Genomic DNA, 22999 nt, shown 5'->3' with positions numbered 1-22999 from the left:
GTGCATTTGTCACTTCTTCCGCTGAACGGATGATAACTGTTTTATCACTTTGCTTCGCTTGTTCCCAACGCTTTTGCTGCTCAACAGTATATACTTCTGTCGGATTTAGGAGTTCTCCTGAACAAGTTACAATGTGACTCGCAGGAGCTGTAATAGCAATATTAAAATCACCATATTCCAGATAAAATTCACCAGCTCCAAGATAAGGTAAAGTATTCCAGCCTTTTACATCATCATACACACACATTCTAGGATACCACTGAGCTATCGTGAATACTTTTCCGTTTTTAGTTTCCAGAATCCCCATTCTGTCTGAACCATAAACCGGCGATACAAAAGAAAAATCGATTTTTAATTTTACATTGGATCCATTGGCCTTCAGGTCTTCAGGCAAATCTACCTGCAATCTGGTGTCTACAATTGTGTATTTAGCTTCCTTTTCAACTGATTTACCGTTGAGTGCAGAAATAACTTTAACTGATTTTATTGTATAACCACCATCAAAATCCTGTCCATTGGCTCCATTTCTACTTCCTTTCAAAGGTATAATAGCATTTCCCCTGGAATCTTTCTTGAATAAATTCTGGTCTAATTGCATCCAAAGAAACCCTAATTTATCCGGACTATTATTAGTGTATGTTATTATGGCTGAACCCGAAATTTCATTTTTCGATTCATTTAAAACAGCTGTTAAGTTGTAATCTGCTCTGTTTTGCCAGTATTTCGGACCAGGCTGTCCACTGGCTGAGCGCGTTTCCGATGCGTTTTTAGTATAAAATCCGGGAGCAAAAGCATCACGGTAATTATACTCTGAAGTAGTCTGACTACCTGTTTGCTGTGCATTCATTGAATAGACACCGAACAAAAGTGTTGCTAAGAACACTTTAAAAAAGTTTGATTTCATAATTTTTGATTGATTGATTGAGCCAATTAGAATAGCTGCTAATCATTTTGTTACATATTTCTGCAAAAATAACATAAAAAAACACCAACAATGTTGGTGTTTTTATAACTAAACTCAAAATATAATAATTAAATAGATTTATAAATCCGGTTAATAGGTATAACTACTCCTTGCTTTAATATAACCCTTTCATCAGTGACACCCCAAATAGTAGTTTCAACTACCCTTTTTGAGGAATCATCTTCAAAAAAAATTTTAATTTTAGAGTGTTCTAAATTCCCGAGAGACAGTGCCCTGTCTAAGTCAACGTGTCTTTGCTCAATTTCTTCTCTGTCATCCAACACATCATTTTCAGGAAAATGCAATTCAGTAATCGCTTCTTTTTCAATTGTTTCAAAATCAACATTCATAGTACTAGCGTTAATATTTTAATAATAAATTTGAGGAATGATAAATTTAATAAAAAAATTACACGAAAAACACTTGTTTTTAATTTTAATTCATTATAAAATGTTAAATTTTTATATTTTATTAAAAATAGATGTAATTACTTCATAAAAAAACATAAAGTGATACCTTGCATCTTTTAAAGAAATTCATTTCATGAAAATTGAAATCCAAAACCAATATTTGTCCGCAGAAATCAATTCATTAGGGGCAGAATTAATAAGTCTGAACAAAAACAAGACAAATTATATTTGGACTGTTGACAAAACATTTTGGGATAAAACTTCCCCTGTTTTATTCCCTATTGTAGGTAAATTGAGAAACGACTCTTATTCTATAAAGGATAAATCGTTTACGCTTTCCAGACATGGTTTTGCAAGAAATTTCAATTTTGATGTTACTGAACAAACAAATAATTCGGTGACGTTTTCATTAAAAGAAAACGAGCAGACTTTGTCGCAATATCCTTTTCATTTTGATCTCCAAATTCAATACGTTATACACTATAAAACCTTGATAATCAGTTATTTTGTAATCAATAATTCAAAAGAAAAAATGCCATTTTCAATAGGTGCACATCCTGCTTTTGCTATCGATTCTGATTTTGAAGAGTATACTCTGTCCTTTGAAAACGACAAAACCTTGACAACCCATGAATTGGAAAACGGGCAATTTTCAGGAAAGACAAAAACACTATTTCTCAACGATAAATTACTACCTCTAAATTATTCTTTATTCGAAAATGACGCATTGGTTTTTAAAAACCTAAAATCAAAATATTTAACGATTTTAAAAAACAATAATTCATTTTTAAAAGTTACTTTTGAAAACTTTCCTTTTCTTGGAATTTGGACAAAGCCAGGAGCGCCATTTCTTTGTATTGAACCTTGGCATGGTTACGCTGATTCAGCTGATGCAAATGGAAATATTTTTCAGAAAGAAGGAATATTAATTTTAGATTGTAACGAAAATTTTACAACTTCATTTTCAATAGAAATTTTATAACCATGAGTGATTTTTCCTTTCCTCCATTTAAAGTACTGACTACAGAAAGATTAATCCTGCGCCGGATTATTACCGACGATGCTAACGAAATGTTTGCGCTTCGTTCCAATCCGGAAATCATGAAATACATTCCACGTGAGTTGCCTAAAACGATTGAAGATGCCATAAAACATATTGAATTTATGGAATCTCTTTTGGAAAAAAGCGAATGTATGAATTGGGCTATTTGCCTGAAAGAAGACAACATCTTGATTGGAAATATTGGTTATTTCCGTATGCAGCCCGAGAATCATCGTGCTGAAATCGGCTATATGCTCTCTCATGATTTTCACGGCAAAGGAATCATGCAGGAAGCATTGACAGAAATAATACAATTTGGTTTTGAAGAAATAAAACTTCACTCGATTGAAGCAGTTACAGATCCTGAAAACTTCTCTTCATGGAAGCTTCTGGAGAAAAACGGTTTCATCAGAGAAGGCCATTTTAAAGAAGATACTTTTTGGCAGGGAAAATACCTGGATAGTTATGTCTATTCGCTTTTACAAACAAAATAGCTTTAACGCAATTAACAATCATATATGTTTCAAAAAAAACTACTCTTCTTTTTACTTTTAATTTCCGGAATAACGCAAGGCCAAACGTATATTAAGACAAATACTATAACTTCATTTGCCCTTATCCCAAATATTGGAATTGAAACACCAATAGCTGAAAAATTTACTTTCCAGGCTGATGTTACTGCCTCTTTCTGGAAATCAATAAAAAACGGACCTTTCCAGTTTGTATTGGTAATTCCTGAGGTAAGATACCATTTCAAAAATAACACAGAAGGATTTTATATTGGTGCCCATATAGGAGGCGGTGTATTTAAATTGCAGAAATGGGATTACACTAACACTTTATATTACCAAAAGGGTATCAATTATTTAGTTGGCGGAACTATAGGATTTCAAACAGAGCTTTCAAAAAAATTCGGATTAGACCTATTTATCGGAGGCGGTAGTCAACAGGCTTTTTACCACGGATATTACCTTGATACGAATGAACGTTATGAAGGAGCAAGAAAATTCAATAAAAGCGGCGAATGGCTGCCATATCGAGGCGGAATCATGCTTTGCTACAGAATTAATTAAAATCGGGACTCAGTCCTAATATATAATTCTTCTACTTTTTTTCTGGCCCATTCTGTTTTACGCAAAAACGTAAGACTGGATTTTATGCTGGGATTATCAGTAAAACATTTTATTTTTATTAATTCTCCTAACGTATCGAAGCCATAATAATTAACCAGTTCCTCTAAAACCTGTTGCAAAGTTATCCCGTGTAACGGATCTTTTGATGATTTGTTTTCCATTGTATAAAGATACGAAAATCAAAAAATAGTTTAATTTTATATCCAAATTTATTTCCTATGAAAATAATTCTGGCTGCTTTTGCTTTATGCCTTACTCAATTTATGTCTGCTCAAAACAAGACAACAACCTACTATCTAATCCGTCATGCGGAAAAAATGGACAATTCAAAAAATCCTGATTTATCAGCAATCGGTTCGGAAAGAGCAGGAAATTGGAATCGCATTTTTTCAGCAATCAGTTTTGATGCTATTTACAGCACAGATTATAAAAGAACGATACAAACAGCCACTCCTATTGCTGAAAAAAACAAAAAAGAAATCTCTATTTACAATCCACAGTCAGTTACTATTACTGAATTTAAAAAAGAAACTTCCGGAAAAACAGTCTTGATTGTTGGTCACAGTAATACAATTCCCACCTTCGTAAACCTGCTTATCGGAAAAAAAACGTTTGGTGATATTGAAGAGACCGTTTTTGGAAATCTCTACATTATAACACTAACTGAGGATTCTGTTTCTTATCAGTTATTGAAATTACCTTAATCTATTGCGCTTTCCTCAATTTGTTATTACATTTGCAGTCTTATGCAAAAAACAGTCAACATACTTAATAAAAGAGCCAAGTTCGAATATGAAATTATAGATCGATATACGGCTGGAATTGTTTTGACTGGAACTGAGATCAAATCAATTCGATTAGGAAAGGCCGGAATCGCTGAAAGCTTTTGTGAATTTCAGGACAGCGAGCTTTTTGTAATCAATTCGAATATTGAAGAATATCACTTCGGAAATCAATTTAACCATAAACCCAAAAGCGAACGTAAGTTATTATTAAACAAACGAGAACTCAAAGGCTTACTGAAAGACGTTCAGAATAAAGGTTTGACTATTATTCCCCTTCGTCTGTTTACCAACGAAAAAGGACTGGCAAAACTGGACATTGCGCTTTGTCGAGGAAAGAAAAATTACGACAAGCGAGAAACCATAAAAGATCGGGACAACAAACGTGATTTAGATCGAATTAAAAAAGAATACAAATAAAAAAACCCACCTTAACGGTGGGTTTTTATTTTACTTGAATCCTACGATCTGCTCTTCGGTTTCAATAACACTTTCAACAAACTTCTTATAATTAAAATAATCAGTTGTAGTAATATTATCCCAAGGAATGCTGACTTTTCGGGTTACTTTCAATGAATTTTTATTAATCAGTTCAAAAGCAATAGAATAATTATGCTCTTTGAAATTTAATGTCTTATTTGCCGGAATTTCAGAAAAAGTCTTATCCGCAGGTATATTCAGAATAATTTCAGAATCGTATTCGTTGTTATTTTCATACCCTAAATAATTAATATCAAAATGTCTTGTTTCTGTTGAAATAATGTCTCTGGTATAAGCATTGTCAATAAACGGAATTTCAGTAATCTTAAGGCTTCCAACTTTTTGAAGGCTTTCTGAAATAGAAAATTTTGATTCATAGGCAATCTCTTTATCGAACATTTCGTTTGAAAGCAACTTAATAGATTGCAGTGAAATTACTTTTTTAAGTCTTGTATTATAATTGCTTTCCAATTCTTTTTTACGGACATCTTCAGTAGTCGAGGTTGAAAACAATTCGTTATAATACGACTTGGTTGCTCCTTGTATAAAATGTTTGTTTACGAATGTTTTCGATTTGTCATCAATAGTCACCACCGTATTTGTTTTAGCTACGTTATGAAGCGCATTATCAAAAGGGATATTTATTAGTTTAGAATTTTCATTTACAGCTTTGTCAAATGAAATAACCAAAGCATTCGCTTTATATAAAGAAGCCGGCAAAGCTTTAAATGGTAAATATTTGTCTGTTAGTTCCAGAAAAACTTCTTTATTATTAATAGTAGTTCTCACAATACAATGATTGAAATCTCTTGACGGAAGGCGCATCGAATTAAAACCATTATCATTAGTAAGTACCAAAACCAGATTCGATTTTAAACCTGCCAATTCGGATAATGCCACAAACAATGTTGAAACATCTTTGCAATCACCTAATTTAGTCGTAATGGTTTTTGAAGGCTTTTGAGGCACATAACCACTTTGTCTGAAGTCAAGTGAGCTGTATTTGATATTAGTACCAATGTAAGCATAAATTCTCTTAGCAATCTCTTCCTGCGAAATCCCCTGAACCCCTTTTGGGAAAATCTCTGCAAATACCGTTTTGGTTATTTTATCTGTTTTCAGATTCTTTTTAACCAAATCAGCGTACCAGTTTGATATGTCTTTCCATGATTTAATGGTTCCAACACGGATGGTATTGGTCAGATCATTAAAATTAGGCGAATAACTTTCTTCCAATGCAATCGCATCAATATTAGTTCGCTTCCAGACAGTACAGGTTTTATTATTGATTTTTTTTGTTGTAAATGGAATTGCTCCATTGGAAAAATCAGTAATATATTTCAAATCCGAAGGGTGAATAAGCGTAAATGATGCTTCAACTGAAGGATAAGTGCTGTTAAAATAACAGGAAATATTAAAATCTTTATAGAAACGCCCTGATGAATTTTCATATCGCTCGTATTCAACATGAACGATATCTCCTATTTTTAAATTAGAAAAAACCAACATATTATCTCCTTTTTCTGCAGGAATAATAGATCCGTCAGGTTTGATGATTTCCGATTTCAAAATTGTATTACTCATATCCAGAGCATATTCTTTCATATCTTCAATACCGCTTTCCGTTGTAATTTCGTATAAGTAAGTCACTTTAGATTTTCTTCCGCCTTCAGGCAATACATTCACGATATATTCATCCAATAAGGTAATTACTCCATAATCGCTTTTCAGTTTAGAATTTCTTCTTGCTGCAGCTACTTTATAGATGTCTTTGGTAGCGACCTGTTCAATCTCATCCGGTGTTTTGGTAATATCATACAATTGTTTTCTCAAAGCACTGTTTCCTGAATTATGAACTAACGATTTTCGGATAAATTTTTCTGCTTCTTTATCGTTTTTCATCAGACTATAGATGTTAGCCTTTTTTTCAAAATTCACGAAAGAATACGGGAAATAAGCCAGATTTTCATCAATTAGTGCCAATGCTTTATCATATTGACTCTCATTAATTAAAATCCCGATATAATCGTCTCTGAAACTATTGATGTAATGGTAATTGTTGATTCTTTCTGTGATAATCTTCTTAACATCGTCTTTTCTGTTAAGGTCATTGTAATGACCAATAAGCAAATTATTTACTTCATAGATGTCTTTATCTTTAGCTATGTTTTCCAAAATGGAAATAGCCTTTGTCTTATCATCTTTCAGTTTTACATAAAGATTGGATATCAGTATCTGAAATTTTTCATTATTAAAAGAATTCTTATTGATTTCTTCAATATAATGGAGCATACCATCTATATCGGCTTTTCGTGAAGCAAGCATAAAATCAAACATCAACTCATAATATTGTTGTTTGTATTGTTTGGATCTGTCTCTGTATTTTTCCAGTTCCTGAACTGAACTAGCGGTTAACCACTCTCCATCTAACAATTTATAAAGGGTATTATAATGGTACTCTTCATCTTTGCTTTCCATATTTTTCATAATCTCATGGATCTTCTGGGACTCATCTCCCAGCAAATCATAATAACGGATAAAATAGGTTGCAATAAAAGAACTGTTTGGGTATTTCTGATCTAATCCCTCAAGGGCTTCAAAAGCTTTTATCTTTTTAAAATTGGATTCATAAACTGAAAACTGATACAGTTTGTACAAAACATTATTAGGATTCTTAGCCACTAAATCATCAAAGTATTTTTCGTAATCCAAAGGGATTTCTTCTGCTTCAAAAGTATCAGCAGACGAAACCACATAAGGCTGATAAGTGTTACTGAATTTCAGTTCACTGGCCAATGTAAAATCTGAATTTTTAACTTGTGCCGAAAAATAATCGCTTCCCGAACCTACTTCGAGTTTAAACAAAAGCCTGTTAACTCCTTTTTCCAAAGGAATTTTAATATTATACGCATCCAGATTTGTTCTTTTAATATCCTGATTTACATATATTTCTTTGTCGTTTAGGAAAATTTTCAATCCTTGGTTCGCACCAAAACTTAAAATATAGTTTTTCTTTTCATTCGATTGAATAAAAGTCTGTGCATAGATAATTCCGTTTCCGTATTCTGCTTCATTTTCGAAAAAATGATACGGGTCTTCCTGTGTTTTTTTCGGATTATACCAACCAACAAATCCATTGCTGTTGGCGTCAAATAATTTATCGTTTTTCGAATACAGTTCCGGCTCGTAATCAATATCTAACCCGCTGCCGTTAAGGTTTTCAAACACACCACAAAACTGCCATTGGTCAATGCATCCAAGCTCTTTAAACGATTTCTTCGAATTCTCAAATTGTTTCCTTCTGCCTTCAAAAATCGCTTTACGGTATTTCACAATAGGCAGATCTTTAAATTTCGGAGAGGAAGATAAAAAGTCAATTTTCTTATACGTCAAGTCATTATAAGTATTCTCTTTTACATCGCTCAAAATCATGCTTCTGTTAATAAACGGAGTAATATAATATTGGGAATTGGGTAATTTTTCCAGATTTTTAATCAGACTTTCGTCGAAATCGATTTTTCCGGATTCTGAATCGATCATAGCATCCAAAAAGAGCAAATCGATAGAAGTGGTTTTAGTTTTTTCAAACTGCTTATCAAACAATTTCCTTGCTTCTTGTCTTTTGTTATTAATCAACAAAGTAAGAACATTGGTGTAATCTGTCTGAGAATAGATAAAATTAGTAAACAATAATACTAAAAGGGTAATTTTCTTCATGCTTGGAGGTTAATTATAAAGCACAAATATCATAATTTAATTCTTATTTTCAGTATTGTAACTGCAATTAAAAATGACAATCTGAAACAGATAAATTACTGCAATACCAAATTAGTTTTTATCTTCCAATAACGGAACAAATCTGAAATCTCCAAACTCATGTTTTTCAAACTGGGTTTCGCTTTTTCTTATCAGTAAAGTCATCACTTGTACGTCTTCACCAACAGGAATAACAAGCCTTCCTCCTATTTTTAGTTGTGCCATAAGAGGCTGTGGAATAATGGGAGCTCCTGCAGTTACAATAATACTGTCAAAAGGGGCATAATTAGGTAATCCTTTATATCCATCTCCAAAAACCAGATGTTTTGGGCGTATGCCTAATTTCGGTAATAACAGAGACGTTTTCTTAAATAATTCATTTTGACGTTCAATAGAAAAAACTTTGGCTCCTAAAAGACATAAAACAGCAGTCTGATAACCTGACCCTGTACCAATCTCTAAAATCTTGTCTTCTTTTTTAACTTGCAGTAATTCTGTCTGAAAAGCCACGGTATAAGGTTGCGAGATAGTCTGGCCTGCTCCAATTGGAAATGGCTTATCCTGATAGGCAAAATCCTCAAAACTCGAATTCAAAAACAGATGTCTTGGAATTTTCCTGATTGCTTCCAATATATTTTTATCCGCAATACCTTTTAATTGTAAAACGTTTACTAACTGATTTCGAAGTCCTTGATGTTTGGCTGAGTCTTTCACTATTTTGGCGAATTATTTTCCGTAAAATTAGAAAACAAATTGCCAATTATCAATTATAACCCGAGCATTTTTTTTGCGAACTGTCGAAGCAATTATTAATTAATTCCTATTTTTGTTCAAAATACATTTTTATGTTAAAAATTGGCGTGTTAGGTGCCGGTCACCTCGGAAAAATACATTTACGATTACTCAATCAATCTGAAAAATACGAACTGGTAGGGTTTTATGATGAAAATCAGGAATATGCCGAAAAAATAGCCAACGAATTTGGTTACAAACGGTTTGATACCATTGCCAAATTAATTCATGCTGTCGATGTAATTGATATTGTAACACCAACGCTTTCCCATTACAAATGCGCTAAAGTTTCCATCAAATCCGGCAAACATGTTTTTATCGAAAAACCTATTTCAACCACCGTTGATGAGGCAGAAGAGATCATAGCTTTGGCTAATGAATACAATGTAAAAGGACAAGTAGGTCACGTTGAACGCTTCAATCCGGCGTTTATGGCTGTTAAGGATAAAATCGAAAACCCAATGTTTATCGAAACCCATCGTTTGGCTGAATTCAATCCACGCGGTACTGATGTTCCTGTAGTTTTAGACTTGATGATTCACGATATCGACGCTATTTTAAGTGTGGTCAATTCGAAAGTAAAGAATATCAGCGCCAGTGGTGTTTCGGTAATCAGTGATTCTCCTGATATTGCCAATGCCCGTCTCGAATTCGAAAACGGTTGTGTGGCTAATATCACTTCAAGCAGAATCTCAATGAAGAACATGCGTAAATCACGTTTCTTCCAAAAAGATGCCTATATATCAGTCGATTATTTGGATAAAGTGTGTGAAGTTGTAAAAATGAAAGATGCTCCGGAAGTTCCAGGTGACTTCGATATGATTCTCCAAAATGCTGAAGGGTTAAAAAAACAAATTTACTACGATAATCCATCTGTAGAGCCTAACAATGCCATCTTGGATGAACTGGAAACGTTCGCTGATGCCATCAATAACAATACTACTCCGGTAGTTACTTTGGAACAGGCGACAGAAGCATTAAGAGTAGCTTATCAGATTATCGATTGCTTTAAAAAATAAAACAAAAAACAATAACTAATACAAAATGAAAAACATAGCTGTCATTGGAGCTGGAACAATGGGTAACGGAATTGCCCATACTTTTGCACAATCCGGATTTACCGTTAAACTTATTGATATCTCAGAAAAATCACTGGAAAAAGGTATGGCAACTATCGCCGCAAATCTGGATCGTATGGTGACTAAGGGAACTATATCTGAAGAAGACAAACACAAAACTATTGGAAACATTATCACCTATACTGACATCAAAGACGGTGTGGTTGGTTGTGATTTAGTGGTTGAAGCGGCTACTGAAAATGTAGGATTAAAAATGAACATCTTCAAGCAATTGAGCGATGCCTGTGAGCATAATGTTATTTTGGCTTCTAATACATCTTCTATCTCTATCACACAGATTGCAGCTCAGGTTGTTCATCCGGAAAGAGTAATCGGAATGCACTTCATGAATCCGGTGCCTATCATGAAATTAGTGGAAATCATCCGTGGTTACAATACCTCTGATGAAGTAACTAAAATCATCATGGATTTATCAGTAAAATTAGGAAAAACACCAACAGAAGTAAACGATTATCCAGGATTCGTTGCTAACCGTATCTTAATGCCAATGATCAACGAATCTATTGAAACATTATACAACGGTGTGGCTGGAGTTGCTGAAATTGATACCGTAATGAAATTAGGAATGGCACACCCGATGGGTCCATTACAACTAGCTGATTTTATCGGATTGGATGTATGTCTTTCTATCCTGAATGTAATGTACGACGGATTCAAGAATCCAAAATATGCACCTTGCCCGCTATTGGTAAACATGGTAATGGCAGGAAAACTAGGTGTAAAATCCGGTGAAGGTTTCTACGATTATTCTGAAAGTAAAAAAGCAGAAAAAGTAGCTAAGCAATTCATATAATATCTAACTGCAAGGTTCGCAAAGTAAGCGTAAAGAACGCTTAATTGTGACCTTTGCGAAAAATTTGGCGCATTTTGCGGTTAAATTATGGCTAAAATAACACCTTTTAAAGCAATCCGCCCTACAGCCGATAAAGTCAGTCTGGTAACTTCCCGTTCCTATGACGATTACGGTGCTGCAGAGTTGGCAGCTTATCTTGAATTCAATCCGTTTTCTTTCTTGCATATCCTGAATCCGGCTTATGTAAACCAGCAGAAATTAGGTTGGGACAAGCGCTTTAAAATGGTCGAACACAAATACCAGGATTTTAAGAAAGAAGGTATTTTGGTTCCGGAAGAAAAAGCAGTTTTCTATGTTTACGAAATTCATTCGAAAAACCACACGTTTACCGGAATTCTGGCTGGAACTTCCATAAAGGATTATCAGGAAAATATCATCAGAAAACACGAGGACACCTTACAGTATCGTGTTGATTTATTTAAAGATTATTTGCATCAAACAGGTTTTAATACAGAACCTGTTCTGATGACTTATCAGGATAATTCCGAATTAAACGAATGGATTACCCGAAAAAAACTGGGAACTCCGTTATACGAATTTTCAACAACCAACAAAGAAAAGCATACTCTTTGGAAAATTGACAGCGAAACCGAAATCAATTGGCTTCAGAATCAATTCGAGGATATCGGCGATTTATACATTGCTGATGGTCATCATCGCTCTGCTTCTGCCGAATTATTATACGAACAGGACAAAGATTCCGGTAATGAAAATCTGAATTATTTCATGAGTTTCCTCATCGCTGATTCTAATGTGAAAATATACGAATTCAACCGTATCATTCGTGATTTAAACGGAAATTCCAAAGATGATTTCATCAAAAGAATAGCGGAAAACTTCGTTATCAAAAGTAAAAAACAAGAGTTGTGGAAACCGAAGCGCAAATACGAATTCGGAATGTATTTCAATGGCGAGTTTTATGCCTTACGACTCAAAGAGGATAATTTCTCTTTCGGAAATGCACTCGAGCAGCTAGACGCACAAATTTTATACGATACGGTTTTAAGTCCCATCTTAGGCTTGGGCGATTTACGTACCGATGAACGGATTGATTACATTCCCGGCACAAGATCCATCACATCCATCAAAGACATGGTCGACAGCGGCGAATACGAAGTAGGCTTCATGCTCTACCCTATCGATATCTCAGAAATTAAAGCCATAGCTGATTTAGGTCTGATTATGCCGCCTAAAAGTACTTACATCGAACCGAAGTTCAGAAGCGGTTTAGTTGTTTATGAACTATAAATCATTGCAAGGAACAAAAATTAACAACAATGTCAATACAGTCCAACCTCGAACATATAAAATCCACCATTCCGCCGCATGTAACCCTGGTAGCGGTTTCTAAAACCAAACCAGTTAGCGATTTGATGGAAGCTTATGAAGCCGGCCAACGCATTTTCGGTGAAAACAAAATTCAGGAAATGACTGAAAAGTACGAGCAGATGCCTAAAAACATCGAATGGCACATGATTGGACATGTACAAACCAACAAAGTCAAGCACATGGCTGAATACGTCGACCTGATTCATGGTGTAGACAGCCTAAAACTATTGGTGGAAATCGACAAACAGGCGCAAAAATACAACCGGGTAATCGATTGTTTGTTACAAATTTATATCGCTGACGAGGAAACTAAATTCGGATTGGATGAAAATGAGTTAAACGAATTATTGCATTCCGAAACATTTCAATCTCTTGAAAACATCCGAATTAAAGGACTTATGGGAATGGCAACATTTACTGAAGACCAAAACCAACTCAAAAAAGAATTCACTTCCTTAAGGACTATTTTCGATAAAATAAAATCAGAACCTATCGTCAATTGCCAGTTATCAACCCTATCCATGGGGATGAGCGGCGATTATCAGCTCGCAATCGAATGCGGAAGCACTATGGTTCGGATTGGAAGTAGTATCTTTGGAGGACGATAAAAATTAAATCGTAAGATTTATAAAGGTTAAATGCTATGAACGCTATGATTTTTTTGCGTACTTAGCTGTTAAAAAAAAGAAGATTATTTACGCAATACTCGACATAGAAACTACCGGAGGTCAGTTTAACGAAGAAGGAATTACCGAAATCGCCATCTATAAATTCGATGGTCAGGAAGTCGTGGATCAGTTTATCAGTTTAGTCAATCCCGAAATTCCCATTCAGCCGTTTGTGGTAAAGCTAACAGGAATCAACAACGCCATGCTGCGTTCGGCTCCGAAATTTTATGAAGTCGCCAAACGCATTATAGAAATCACTCAAGATTGCATCATCGTAGCGCACAATGCTTCATTCGATTACCGCATCCTTCGCACGGAATTCCGTCGTTTGGGTTATGATTTTGAAAAACCAACACTTTGTACCGTCGAATTGTCTAAAAAACTCCTTCCGGGACATCAATCCTACAGCTTAGGAAAATTAGTCCGTGAACTGGGAATCCCTATGGCTGACAGACATCGTGCGACCGGGGATGCCTTAGCAACAGTAAAGCTTTTCAAAATGCTTTTGTCGAAAGATCTCGAAAAAGAAATTGTAAAAAGCTACATCAAAACAGAAATCAAATCGGGGATTTCTCCCAAATTACTGGATATTGTCGAAGGACTTCCGTCAAAAACAGGCATTTATTATATCCATCGCGAAGACGGAACCATTATCTATATCGGCAAGAGCAAAAACATCAAAAAACGGGTCAACCAGCATTTTACGGGTACTTCGCGTAAAGCAAAAAAAATGCAATTAGAGGTTTTCACAGTAACTTTTGAAGAAACCGGAAACGAACTCATCGCTCTTTTGAAAGAAAGCGAAGAAATAAAAATAAACAAACCGGCTTACAACCGTTCGCAAAAGAAAACCATTTTCCCTTTTGCCCTGTATGCCGAAAAAAATAAGGAAGGCTACCTCGCTTTAATCCTCAAAAAAGCAGACGGAAGGAAGAAAGAAATCACTTCATTTTCAACACTTTTAGAAGGAAAAAACATGCTTAACAAGATCACTTCAGACTACCAGTTCTGCCAAAAAGTGAATGGTTTATATGACACCAAAAAGGAATGTTTCCAATACGACATCAAACAATGCAAAGGTGCCTGTATCGGTCAGGAATCCCCTGCTGACTACAACGCCCGCGTCACTGATTTCCTGAAAAACAACCAATTGCAGAACCAAAACATGGTGATTGTCGACCGAGGTCGAAATATCAACGAACGCAGCGCTGTTTTAATCGAAGACGGCGTATACAAAGGCTATTGTTTTTACGATTTAAACCATCAGATCACCAATATCGAAATCCTGAAAAACATCATCATTCCTATGGAAAACAACCGGGATTCCAAAAATATCATTCAGAGTTATATTAAAAAAAGAAGGGTGTCAAAAATTATTAAGTTTTAGAAGCTATTTCCCGCTATCCGTTCCAATCTGTCATTGTTCGTTCCTCGCAATAACAGGATTTACACTACTATCGGGGCTAAAAACGCATACATTAAATGAACTATTTAATTACCATCATCGGCCCTACAGCCATCGGAAAAACAGCCTTGAGTATTGCCTTGGCGCAACATTTCGATTGCGAGATTATTTCCTGTGACAGCCGACAGTTTTTTAAGGAAATGAAAATCGGGACGGCAGTGCCCAGCGATGAGGAATTAACGCAGGCTCCACATCATTTTATCCAGAATAAATCCATTTTTGAAGAGTATACGGTTGGTGATTTTGAACGTGAAGCGTTAGCTAAGCTGGACGAATTATTCCTCAAAAAAAATATTCAGATCATGGTGGGCGGCTCGGGATTGTATGTCGATGCCATTCTCAAAGGGTTTGATACTTTCCCTAACATCGAACCGAATATCCGAGAACAGGTCAGAAGCGATTACGAAGCTAAAGGAATTGACTATTTACAGGAACAATTGCAACTGCTGGATCCGGAATACTTCGGCACAATCATGACTGAAAATCCGCAAACCCTGCAAAACCCGCAACGGATGATGCGTTTTACCGAAGTTTGTTTGAGCACCGGAAAGCCGTATTCATCCTTTTTAAACAAAGAAAAGAACAAACGGAACTTTACCCCTATTGTTATTGGCTTAGAAGCAGACAGGCAGATTATGTACGACAGAATCAATCAGCGTGTTCATCTTATGATGACAATGGGTTTGCTCAAAGAAGCCAAATCACTGTACCCGAATAAAACTTTAAACGCCCTGCAAACTGTTGGCTACCGGGAGCTTTTTGATTATTTTGACGGTACCATTTCATTAGATTTTGCCATAGAAGAAATCAAGAAAAACACACGTCGTTTTTCCAAACGCCAAATGACTTGGTTCAAACGTACGGAAAATACTGCTTGGTTTGATTATCAGACTCCTTTAGCACAAATTATAACGCACATCAAAACCAATATAGAGCAATAAAATACGGAATTAAAACACTATGTTTGGTACAATGCTTATGAACTAGGCACAATAAGTTTTCTCCTTGATCAACAAATCAAATGAAGAAAATTTAAATTAAAATAGTACTACATCAGTTTAAAAACAGGACACAACGCACACAACCTATAATTCATATCACAACCAACATGGCAATTTCACCAAACTTCACCTCCATTTATTCTCACAATTGGGAAATCAATTTTACGCAATGTGCCCCAAACGCTTATTTAAAGTATGCTGACCTTTGCAATTTACTGCAATTAACCGCTGCAGAGCATTCTATCATTGGAGGATTGAGTTTTAATGATATGCAAGAACATCATCAGGCATGGGTTCTAAGCAGAATCCGTGTAGAAATTGATTCGCTCCCAAAATGGCAGGATAAGGTGACTGTAAAAACATGGATAGAAAGTATGGAAGGTTCCCGTTGCATCCGTAATATCGAAATGCATCTCAATGGAATCAAAATTGCCGGCGCCACAACCTATTGGGCTGTTTTCAATACACAATTACGCAAAGCAGAACCACCGATTCTCCCTCATGAACACTTCGAAAAATACCCTGATTACAAAGCAACAGCAGAAAGTTTCTCAAGAATCAATATTCTCAAGGAAACAGAAAAAGTAACTGAAAGAGTGGTGGTTTTATCCGATCTGGATATTGTAAATCATGTCAATAACGTAAAATACCTCGAATGGTGTCTGGATACTTTAGATCCGAAATTAATCCTGAAACAACAAATCAAAAGCTTCGAAATGAACTTTTTGCGAGAATTAAACCTAAACGACAATGTAGAAATAAATCATTCGAAAGAGCAACATCAAAACTACTACTCCGTCACTAAAAGCGGGAAAGTCTGTTTCGCCCTAATCTTAGATTTAAAATAAAAAAAGCTTCGGTTATTACCCCGAAGCTTTTTTTGTTTTATACTGCTGCATTTTTAATGACTAATCTAAATCCTTCACCATGAATATTTAGGATTTCAACGCCATCATCAGCTTTTAAATATTTACGAAGTTTGGCAATGTATACGTCCATACTTCTTGAAGTAAAGTAGTTATCATCTCTCCATATTTTTGTCAGCGCCAATTCTCTTGGCATTAAATCATTTTCGTGAAGTGCCAGCATTTTAAGCAATTCATTTTCTTTTGGTGATAATTTAATTGGCTCATCACCAGGGTAAGTCAGGAAGCGAAGTTTAGAATTCAAATCGAATTTCCCGATTTTAAACTCAAATTTAGCTACATCCGCTTTTGTTTCAGAAGCTTTACGCTGAATAATTGCTTTGATTTTCATCAGTAAAACTTCAGAATCAAATGGTTTATTCAAATAATCGTCTGCACCTACTTTATATCCTTTAAGTACATCCTCTTTCATTGATTTTGCAGTCAGGAAAATTAAAGGCACATCTTTATTTTTCTCACGGATTTCTTTAGCTAATGTATAACCGTCTTTGTATGGCATCATTACATCCAGAATACACAGATCGTAGTTGTCCTTTTTAAATTTTTCAAAACCTTCCATACCATTTTTGGCTAAAGTAACCTCAAAATCGTTCATTGAAAGATAATCACGTAGTATTGATCCAAAGTTAGGATCATCTTCTACTAATAATATTTTTTTGTTTGTTTCCATAATTTAATAAATTAATGGTAGTTTAATTATAAATGTACTTCCTTTTCCCTTTTCGCTCTCAACCATAACTTCACCGTGATGGTCGTCTACGATTCTTTTTACGTAAGCCAAACCTAATCCGTGGCCTTTTACGTTATGAATATCTCCGGTATGTTCCCGATAAAACTTATCGAATATTTTCTTTTGAGATACTTTGCTTATTCCTAAACCCTGATCTTTAATCTTAACAACAATAAAATTCTTAATATTCTCTGAGGTAACTGTTATCACAGGTTTTTCCGGTGAATATTTAATTGCATTTTCCAATATGTTGACTAATACGTTTGTAAAGTGAACATCGTTAAGCAAAACTGTTGTTTTTGTCGCTTTCAGGTTTACTTTGATAGTTCCTTCCCTATCTTCCATAATCATACCTACGTGTTCGACTGCTTCTTCAACAATGTCATGCATATCGTATGATTCCTTTTTTATATCAAGTTCCTTCTTCTCTAATTTAGAGATTCGAAGAACATTTTCAACTTGCGCATGCATTCGTTTGTTTTCATCCTTTATCATTTGAAGATAACGAAAGACTTTTTCCTTATCGTCTATGATTTTTGGGTTTCTAATGGCGTCTAAAGCTAAATTAATGGTAGCAATAGGCGTTTTGAACTCGTGCGTCATATTGTTGATGAAATCGGTTTTAATCTGCGAAATATGACGTTGTTTATTCAATTGATTCAATGCACTGTAATAAGCAACGATAATAATTGCCGTAAACAGAAATGCCAGCAGAGCAATCCCGATTAAATCCGACATCAGAAATAGTTTCTGCTGCGGGAAACTTACCAGTAACTGGTATTTGCTTACACCATCATTATCTGTAAAAACTGGAATATCATACGTGTACCTCTTATCATACTTGAATTTTTCCGATTTTACTTTTGTAGCCAGCCCATTACTGTAAATTCCGAATTCAAATGGCGTTTTAATTCCATATCCTCTAAGTTCCTGAGTCAGTAAATCATGCAATTGTTCGTTTGAAACACGTTGCGTAATGGATCGTGTGGCTGCAATATCTTTAAAATAAATTTCATACTGAACTTTATCTAAAATATCCATTCTTCCTGATTTCTCAATCTTTTCAGATGGCTGAACATCGTTATGAATATCGGAATTATCCAATCTATTTTCGTTGTATACTTCGGTAACCCGCTTAGAAACAAAACTTTTCAGCTTTGTTGAATCATTTTTTTTATCAAAGAACGAAGATGAAACCGAATAATCTTCGGGTATTATGCTATTTGAGTAAATAATAGTTTCGTTAGTAATTGCATTTTTTTCAACATAGAAAAACTTTAACAGCTCGCTTTGTTGAGGAATCTTACCAATACTGTCTTTAAGTTGGTTGAATCTGCTAAGAAAAACATATGTTTCCTGCTCCTGAAGTTTTTTAGAAACATTTCCAACGACTTGTTTAACCTGGTATTTGAACTGTTCGTCTTTATTTTTAAAAGAAGCGTTTATCAGATAACCTTGCACCACAATTATTCCTAACAGGGAAAGTGTCATTAAAAAAACTACAAAACGGAACAATGCTTTATTCATTGAAGCAAAATTAGCTTTTTAACATTTAAAACTTAAAAAGATTAACCAAAGATTAACAATTGGTAAATTTAGTGAAGATTTTTTAATTTTTTAAGAATTCTTTGAAATTGAATTTTAGTCTCTTCTAAATTTTCGTTTTCTATGATGTAATCACTTTTCGCAATTTTCTCACTATCAGACCACTGGTTTTTAATTCTGTCCAAAACCTCTTGTTCTGTCACGTTGTCCCTTTGCATTACTCGCTTAATTCTTGTTTCCTTTGAAGCAATAACTGTAATTATTTTATTACAAAATTTATAACTCCCACTTTCAAAAAGAATAGCAGCCTCTTTAATTATGTAAGGAAATTTTTCCTTTTCGTTAATCCATTCATCAAAATGTTTTTTCACTAAAGGATGTATAATGTGGTTTAACATTTTGAGTTTCTCGGGATTATTAAACACAATTGATGATAAAGCTTTAGTATCGATATAATTGTCTTTTATAACCTCATTCCCAAAAACCGCCACCACTTTCTGGATAGCTTCCGATGATTTCATTATTTTTTTTGCCTCATCGTCAGCAATATATACAGGAATACCTTCGGACTTAAAAAGATTAGCGATGGTTGTTTTACCGCTTCCAATTCCTCCTGTTAATCCTATAATTTTTGTCATTATTATATTTTGAAAAAAAGTTCAGGGAACGCTTCTTGCGGTTTTTTCTTCAGGATATTGATTTTAAAGAACGATAGAATAAATCCTAATCCGTATCCGAAAAACTGTCTCCAAACAGCAATTATAGAAAGAAATCCCACATAAATATTTCTGTTCTGGATGGATGAAACCAAAAATATCAATACTGTATAAGCGAAATATATCTGTAAAATCCAATCAAAATTAAACACTTCCGATATAACACCTGCAAAAAAACCAATCACAAAAAAAGAAGGTAAAAAGAATGTTGGCTTTGCATATTCTGGATACCAATGATTTAAAATCGGTCTTGCCTTTCCAAATTTATTTACTTGAATATAGAATTTTTCCCAATCGATTCTGCGTTTATGGTATACAAAAGCGGGAGAGATTAACTTGGTTTCAAAACCTAATTTCCAAAGTCGTATACTTAAATCCGGATCTTCACCAGGGTGGATATTTGAAAAACCTTTTGATGCCTCAAATGCTTTTTTGGAAATACCCATATTAAAACTTCTGGGTTGAAATTTTTCAATTTTTTCCGAAGCTCCTCTAATTCCTCCTGTAGTTATAAATGAAGTCATCGCAAAATTTATGGCTTTCTGAACAGGTGAAAAGCTTGGTAACATCGCATCAGGACCTCCATAACAATCAACATATTGCTCCGAAAGGCTTTTGGAAACTTCTGTTAAATAATTTTCAGGAATTATACAATCCGAATCTAAAATAATAAAATAATCCCCTTTTGACTGGCTCATTCCGAAGTTACGAGAATCGCCAGGTCCTGAATTGTATTTTAAGTAATACGTAATCGCTAATCTGCTTTTGTATTTTTCTACGACATGTTCGCAAGGGACAGTTGAACCATCTTCTACAATAATAATATCGAAGGGCTGTTTATAAGTTTGTTTGGTCAAACTCTCCAAAAGCTCTTCAATTTCATCAGGGCGATTGTAAACCGGAATAATAAACGAAAAGTTCATTCATAAAAATTTTGACAAAGGTACATTTTTAACAAAAAAAAGCCACCCCAAGAGGTGACTTTTTTAAAATTATTATAACTTATTCAACTATTGTTTTACAATTTTAATTGTTTGCACTAAATTATCTACAGTAACTTTCACTAAATAAGTACCGCTTGACAATGTAGATAAATCCAATTGTGAGTGAGTTGCATTAAGTGTCTTAGTCATGATTGTTTGTCCAACTAAATTATGAACAGATACATTAGAGATTTCTTTTGTATAAGATAGATTCAAAACATCTTTCACAGGGTTAGGATACGCTTTAAATCCATTCATATCAAATGAAGCAGTACTTAACGATGCATCATAAGCCGAAACTCTGAATTGCCCGAATGAATTATTTCCATATTCCCAAACTCTGTAATAAAGAACCTCACCTGGTGTTCTTCCTGTAACTTCAATCATTGGATGATCATCAGAACCTGAGCTGCTTGAATCATCGCAATCAATTAATACTAATGCTCCACATGTCCCACTGTATACAGCACCTGCGGAATCAGTAATTCCTCCTGTCTCTGTATTATTTTCAAAAGTTAAAGATCCTGATGCAGGAACAACGGCAGTATACCAAACATCTCCACCAGCATACGACGCACATCCTGGCACGGTTTCTCCGGCTGAATCTGTAGCACCGATATTTGTGGCAACTAAAGGATGAGCAGCAAAATTTCCACCTGGTGTTAATGCTATCGCAGCAGCACAATTGTCATTTAATGGAGGACAAGTATAAGTAAAAGCACCTAAATTAAGATTGCAAATCGCAGAAGAACCATGATTAACAATTATAGAAGTATTGCTTCCTGATGCGTATGGACCCATTTGGTAATTTCCGGTTGCTGGTACAGGAATTGTAGTGGTACCATCAGTAATTGTTGGTGTTCCGCTTCCTAAAACAGTAACATTTACTGCAACATAAAATTGATTGTTTCCACAATCTGCAGAAACGGCAGCCGTTGCAACAGGTGGTACACATGAAGCCAAGATAACATTTATCGTATAATCTTCAAAAGTACCATAAGCATCGGTATAACAAGTAAGAACCGGACCGCCATCCTGACCACCAATTCTCATTCTGTGGTTACCCAATGATGCTGTACCCGGAACAATAAAAGATCCTGTAAGTGTCGTTGGGTTTGCATTAGTTGACACTCCTGTATACACATCTTCACCGGCATCATCAAAATCATAATCATTATTCCAATCTACCCAAATAGCAGTATCGTATGTATAACCAGTTTCATAAGTTATTGAAAAAGGAACTGCTAACCCTTGAGCAACATCAGTGATCTGAGCAGTATAATCGCCATAATGACCTGCTTCGTCAGTAGTAGAATTGTTAATTGTTCCAATAGTAACATTCGTTATTCCCGAACCGTCAACACTTGTTGGAGCTGGTGTGCAATAACAAGGAGTCACTGCTGTTGTAAAAGTATTTTCGGTACAGCCAACTGCTGATCCAATCCCATTAAATGGTGTTACTTTCCAATAATACGTAGTATTAGCTGCTCCAGAGAAATTGTAAGAAGTAGCAAGAGCAACATTCTGATTGTTTATTACTTCAGTACCGCCTGAAGTTGTTCCAATTGATAGGTTATAACCAGTAGCTCCAATTACAGAAGCCCAAGAAATTGCATTTGAAAAATTTCCACATGAAGGATTTGGAGTACTCACAATGCCTGTTGCACAGTTTGGAACAGTGCTTGGTGGTGCATCATTCACAAAATCGTCAACAAAAAGATACAATCTGTCAGTATCTGTTGCTACGACAGCTACATATACGTTTTGCCCGTTATATGCCGATAAATCATAAGTATATTGCGTATAATTAGCAGCACTTGCATTAGTTGTTGCCGTTTCTGTACCTAAAACAACATTAAAATCAGTAGATGCTGTTCCGGTGGTTGATAATTTAACTTGAAATGTTTCTGTCCAGAAAGTCCCATCAATTCCTGCCCAAAAAGAAACCCTGTTAGTTGATCCGTTAACAACCGAAATACTAGGAGAAATCAAATAATCTTCATGAGCACTAGATTCATAAGTAATACGGACATTTCCTGCACCACTATGTGTGCTTGTAGCATTAGCTACCCAAGTATTTGTACCTCCATCTTGATTTAAAACTGTCCAAGTAGCTGGAATTCCTGAATCGAAACTCTCGGCAAATTGCGCTTTTGCAACACTTGAAATAAGTATTGTGCAGATTAACAATAAATTAAAAGTAATTTTCTTCATAGTTTGTGTTTTTGGTTTGGATTTGATTTAATAATTTTTCACGAAAGTAAATAAAAAGTAAAGAAATAATA

Annotated in this window: 21 protein-coding genes and 1 pseudogene; 12 read left to right on the top strand and 10 right to left on the bottom strand. The window is 34.9% G+C overall.

Translation table 11 applies throughout. From position 1 onward, the window contains the following. A pseudogene (locus ACRDEC_RS12880) lies at positions 1-904 on the bottom strand (M1 family peptidase); the annotation flags it as partial. A 128-nt stretch (positions 905-1032) separates the two neighbouring features. After that, on the bottom strand, positions 1033-1314 hold the full coding sequence (locus tag ACRDEC_RS12875) for a hypothetical protein (RefSeq protein ID WP_431498763.1): 282 nt from the start codon (positions 1312-1314) through the stop codon (positions 1033-1035). A 193-nt stretch (positions 1315-1507) separates the two neighbouring features. Between ACRDEC_RS12875 and ACRDEC_RS12870 the strand changes: the two genes are divergently transcribed. The 3 genes from ACRDEC_RS12870 to ACRDEC_RS12860 are packed head-to-tail and all read left to right on the top strand — an operon-like array spanning position 1508 to position 3489. Next, positions 1508-2356 (top strand): aldose 1-epimerase family protein, encoded by an 849-nt coding sequence (locus ACRDEC_RS12870; protein ID WP_431498762.1) that lies wholly within the window; start codon positions 1508-1510, stop codon positions 2354-2356. A gap of 2 nt (positions 2357-2358) precedes the next feature. Further along, on the top strand, positions 2359-2910 hold the full coding sequence (locus ACRDEC_RS12865; protein ID WP_431498761.1) for a GNAT family N-acetyltransferase: 552 nt from the start codon (positions 2359-2361) through the stop codon (positions 2908-2910). 24 nt (positions 2911-2934) lie between these two features. Continuing rightward, entirely contained in the window at positions 2935-3489 is a 555-nt protein-coding gene (locus ACRDEC_RS12860; protein WP_431498760.1) for a DUF3575 domain-containing protein, read from the top strand. On the opposite strand, the gene ACRDEC_RS12855 is transcribed toward ACRDEC_RS12860, so the two are convergent. Beyond that, positions 3486-3710 carry a VF530 family DNA-binding protein gene (locus ACRDEC_RS12855; protein ID WP_431498759.1) on the bottom strand — a complete coding sequence of 75 codons (225 nt, stop codon included), beginning with the start codon at positions 3708-3710 and terminating at the stop codon, positions 3486-3488. The genes ACRDEC_RS12860 and ACRDEC_RS12855 overlap by 4 nt on opposite strands. Before the next feature lie 57 nt (positions 3711-3767). On the opposite strand from ACRDEC_RS12855, the gene ACRDEC_RS12850 reads away from it, so the two are divergent. Further along, entirely contained in the window at positions 3768-4253 is a 486-nt protein-coding gene (locus tag ACRDEC_RS12850) for a histidine phosphatase family protein (RefSeq protein WP_431498758.1), read from the top strand. 42 nt (positions 4254-4295) lie between these two features. Further along, a complete protein-coding gene (gene smpB, locus ACRDEC_RS12845; protein WP_431498757.1) occupies positions 4296-4751 on the top strand; it encodes an SsrA-binding protein SmpB in 456 nt (151 codons plus the stop codon). A 30-nt stretch (positions 4752-4781) separates the two neighbouring features. Here smpB and ACRDEC_RS12840 read toward each other — a convergent pair whose 3' ends face one another. Both ACRDEC_RS12840 and ACRDEC_RS12835 read right to left on the bottom strand, forming a co-directional pair. Beyond that, positions 4782-8528 carry a transglutaminase domain-containing protein gene (locus tag ACRDEC_RS12840; protein WP_431498756.1) on the bottom strand — a complete coding sequence of 1249 codons (3747 nt, stop codon included), beginning with the start codon at positions 8526-8528 and terminating at the stop codon, positions 4782-4784. Between the two features lie 111 nt (positions 8529-8639). After that, positions 8640-9281 carry a protein-L-isoaspartate(D-aspartate) O-methyltransferase gene (locus ACRDEC_RS12835; RefSeq protein WP_431498755.1) on the bottom strand — a complete coding sequence of 214 codons (642 nt, stop codon included), beginning with the start codon at positions 9279-9281 and terminating at the stop codon, positions 8640-8642. Between the two features lie 131 nt (positions 9282-9412). On the opposite strand from ACRDEC_RS12835, the gene ACRDEC_RS12830 reads away from it, so the two are divergent. From ACRDEC_RS12830 to ACRDEC_RS12800, 7 genes are all read left to right on the top strand, one after another. Further along, positions 9413-10378 carry a Gfo/Idh/MocA family protein gene (locus ACRDEC_RS12830; protein ID WP_431498754.1) on the top strand — a complete coding sequence of 322 codons (966 nt, stop codon included), beginning with the start codon at positions 9413-9415 and terminating at the stop codon, positions 10376-10378. Positions 10379-10403: 25 nt separating this feature from the next. Further along, a complete protein-coding gene (locus tag ACRDEC_RS12825; protein ID WP_431498753.1) occupies positions 10404-11291 on the top strand; it encodes a 3-hydroxyacyl-CoA dehydrogenase family protein in 888 nt (295 codons plus the stop codon). A gap of 87 nt (positions 11292-11378) precedes the next feature. Then, entirely contained in the window at positions 11379-12599 is a 1221-nt protein-coding gene (locus ACRDEC_RS12820; RefSeq protein WP_431498752.1) for a DUF1015 domain-containing protein, read from the top strand. Positions 12600-12628: 29 nt separating this feature from the next. Beyond that, on the top strand, positions 12629-13288 hold the full coding sequence (locus tag ACRDEC_RS12815) for a YggS family pyridoxal phosphate-dependent enzyme (RefSeq protein WP_431498751.1): 660 nt from the start codon (positions 12629-12631) through the stop codon (positions 13286-13288). An 85-nt stretch (positions 13289-13373) separates the two neighbouring features. Beyond that, entirely contained in the window at positions 13374-14735 is a 1362-nt protein-coding gene (locus ACRDEC_RS12810; protein WP_431498765.1) for an exonuclease domain-containing protein, read from the top strand. 95 nt (positions 14736-14830) lie between these two features. After that, on the top strand, positions 14831-15754 hold the full coding sequence (gene miaA / locus ACRDEC_RS12805; RefSeq protein WP_431498750.1) for a tRNA (adenosine(37)-N6)-dimethylallyltransferase MiaA: 924 nt from the start codon (positions 14831-14833) through the stop codon (positions 15752-15754). Between the two features lie 167 nt (positions 15755-15921). Then, complete coding sequence (locus ACRDEC_RS12800; RefSeq protein ID WP_431498749.1) at positions 15922-16662, top strand: acyl-[acyl-carrier-protein] thioesterase; 741 nt, start codon at positions 15922-15924, stop codon at positions 16660-16662. A gap of 37 nt (positions 16663-16699) precedes the next feature. Here the strand turns inward: ACRDEC_RS12800 and ACRDEC_RS12795 are convergent, their stop codons facing one another. The 5 genes from ACRDEC_RS12795 to ACRDEC_RS12775 form a co-directional block, all read right to left on the bottom strand. After that, positions 16700-17410 (bottom strand): response regulator transcription factor, encoded by a 711-nt coding sequence (locus ACRDEC_RS12795; RefSeq protein WP_431498748.1) that lies wholly within the window; start codon positions 17408-17410, stop codon positions 16700-16702. Positions 17411-17413: 3 nt separating this feature from the next. Beyond that, positions 17414-18997: a sensor histidine kinase gene (locus tag ACRDEC_RS12790; protein WP_431498747.1), complete on the bottom strand. Its 1584-nt coding sequence runs from the start codon at positions 18995-18997 to the stop codon at positions 17414-17416. A 68-nt stretch (positions 18998-19065) separates the two neighbouring features. Next, a complete protein-coding gene (coaE, locus tag ACRDEC_RS12785) occupies positions 19066-19653 on the bottom strand; it encodes a dephospho-CoA kinase (RefSeq protein WP_431498746.1) in 588 nt (195 codons plus the stop codon). 2 nt (positions 19654-19655) lie between these two features. Then, positions 19656-20654: a glycosyltransferase gene (locus ACRDEC_RS12780; protein WP_431498745.1), complete on the bottom strand. Its 999-nt coding sequence runs from the start codon at positions 20652-20654 to the stop codon at positions 19656-19658. 87 nt (positions 20655-20741) lie between these two features. Further along, complete coding sequence (locus ACRDEC_RS12775; RefSeq protein ID WP_431498744.1) at positions 20742-22928, bottom strand: choice-of-anchor J domain-containing protein; 2187 nt, start codon at positions 22926-22928, stop codon at positions 20742-20744. Between the last annotated feature and the right edge of the window lie 71 nt (positions 22929-22999).

This window comes from Flavobacterium sp. (assembly GCF_050696275.1).
Lineage (GTDB): Bacteria > Bacteroidota > Bacteroidia > Flavobacteriales > Flavobacteriaceae > Flavobacterium.
The sequence above is the reverse complement of the archived record's forward strand: the minus strand, read 5'-3'. Positions and strand labels throughout refer to the sequence as shown.